The organism is Salmonella sp. 32070601201500089SM (assembly GCF_017573605.1).
GTDB classification, from domain to species: domain Bacteria; phylum Pseudomonadota; class Gammaproteobacteria; order Enterobacterales; family Enterobacteriaceae; genus Salmonella; species Salmonella enterica.
Map to the genome: position 1 here is coordinate 1 of NZ_JAGETK010000030.1, position 2,283 is coordinate 2,283.

Here is a 2,283-nt window from a genome sequence, read left to right on the forward strand (position 1 = left end):
GGGCGTTAAGTTGCAGGGTATAGACCCGAAACCCGGTGATCTAGCCATGGGCAGGTTGAAGGTTGGGTAACACTAACTGGAGGACCGAACCGACTAATGTTGAAAAATTAGCGGATGACCTGTGGCTGGGGGTGAAAGGCCAATCAAACCGGGAGATAGCTGGTTCTCCCCGAAAGCTATTTAGGTAGCGCCTCGTGAATTCATCTCCGGGGGTAGAGCACTGTTTCGGCTAGGGGGCCATCCCGGCTTACCAACCCGATGCAAACTGCGAATACCGGAGAATGTTATCACGGGAGACACACGGCGGGTGCTAACGTCCGTCGTGAAGAGGGAAACAACCCAGACCGCCAGCTAAGGTCCCAAAGTCATGGTTAAGTGGGAAACGATGTGGGAAGGCCCAGACAGCCAGGATGTTGGCTTAGAAGCAGCCATCATTTAAAGAAAGCGTAATAGCTCACTGGTCGAGTCGGCCTGCGCGGAAGATGTAACGGGGCTAAACCATGCACCGAAGCTGCGGCAGCGACACTATGTGTTGTTGGGTAGGGGAGCGTTCTGTAAGCCTGTGAAGGTGTGTCGTGAGGCATGCTGGAGGTATCAGAAGTGCGAATGCTGACATAAGTAACGATAAAGCGGGTGAAAAGCCCGCTCGCCGGAAGACCAAGGGTTCCTGTCCAACGTTAATCGGGGCAGGGTGAGTCGACCCCTAAGGCGAGGCCGAAAGGCGTAGTCGATGGGAAACGGGTTAATATTCCCGTACTTGGTGTTACTGCGAAGGGGGGACGGAGAAGGCTATGTTGGCCGGGCGACGGTTGTCCCGGTTTAAGCGTGTAGGTGTGTGTTCCAGGTAAATCCGGTTCACTTTAACACTGAGGCGTGACGACGAGGCACTACGGTGCTGAAGCAACAAATGCCCTGCTTCCAGGAAAAGCCTCTAAGCATCAGGTAACATCAAATCGTACCCCAAACCGACACAGGTGGTCAGGTAGAGAATACCAAGGCGCTTGAGAGAACTCGGGTGAAGGAACTAGGCAAAATGGTGCCGTAACTTCGGGAGAAGGCACGCTGACACGTAGGTGAAGTGATTTACTCATGGAGCTGAAGTCAGTCGAAGATACCAGCTGGCTGCAACTGTTTATTAAAAACACAGCACTGTGCAAACACGAAAGTGGACGTATACGGTGTGACGCCTGCCCGGTGCCGGAAGGTTAATTGATGGGGTCAGCGCAAGCGAAGCTCCTGATCGAAGCCCCGGTAAACGGCGGCCGTAACTATAACGGTCCTAAGGTAGCGAAATTCCTTGTCGGGTAAGTTCCGACCTGCACGAATGGCGTAATGATGGCCAGGCTGTCTCCACCCGAGACTCAGTGAAATTGAACTCGCTGTGAAGATGCAGTGTACCCGCGGCAAGACGGAAAGACCCCGTGAACCTTTACTATAGCTTGACACTGAACATTGAGCCTTGATGTGTAGGATAGGTGGGAGGCTTTGAAGTGTGGACGCCAGTCTGCATGGAGCCGACCTTGAAATACCACCCTTTAATGTTTGATGTTCTAACGTGGACCCGTAATCCGGGTTGCGGACAGTGTCTGGTGGGTAGTTTGACTGGGGCGGTCTCCTCCTAAAGAGTAACGGAGGAGCACGAAGGTTGGCTAATCCTGGTCGGACATCAGGAGGTTAGTGCAATGGCATAAGCCAGCTTGACTGCGAGCGTGACGGCGCGAGCAGGTGCGAAAGCAGGTCATAGTGATCCGGTGGTTCTGAATGGAAGGGCCATCGCTCAACGGATAAAAGGTACTCCGGGGATAACAGGCTGATACCGCCCAAGAGTTCATATCGACGGCGGTGTTTGGCACCTCGATGTCGGCTCATCACATCCTGGGGCTGAAGTAGGTCCCAAGGGTATGGCTGTTCGCCATTTAAAGTGGTACGCGAGCTGGGTTTAGAACGTCGTGAGACAGTTCGGTCCCTATCTGCCGTGGGCGCTGGAGAACTGAGGGGGGCTGCTCCTAGTACGAGAGGACCGGAGTGGACGCATCACTGGTGTTCGGGTTGTCATGCCAATGGCACTGCCCGGTAGCTAAATGCGGAAGAGATAAGTGCTGAAAGCATCTAAGCACGAAACTTGCCCCGAGATGAGTTCTCCCTGAGACTTAGAGTCTCCTGAAGGAACGTTGAAGACGACGACGTTGATAGGCCGGGTGTGTAAGCGCAGCGATGCGTTGAGCTAACCGGTACTAATGAACCGTGAGGCTTAACCTTACAACGCCGAAGATGTTTTGGCGG

At 53.8% G+C, this 2,283-nt stretch carries 1 rRNA gene; it reads left to right on the forward strand.

Going from position 1 to position 2,283, the window contains the following annotated elements:
- A 23S ribosomal RNA gene (locus J4728_RS23630) occupies nucleotides 1–2,259 on the forward strand; the annotation flags it as partial.
- Nucleotides 2,260–2,283 lie beyond the last annotated feature (24 nt).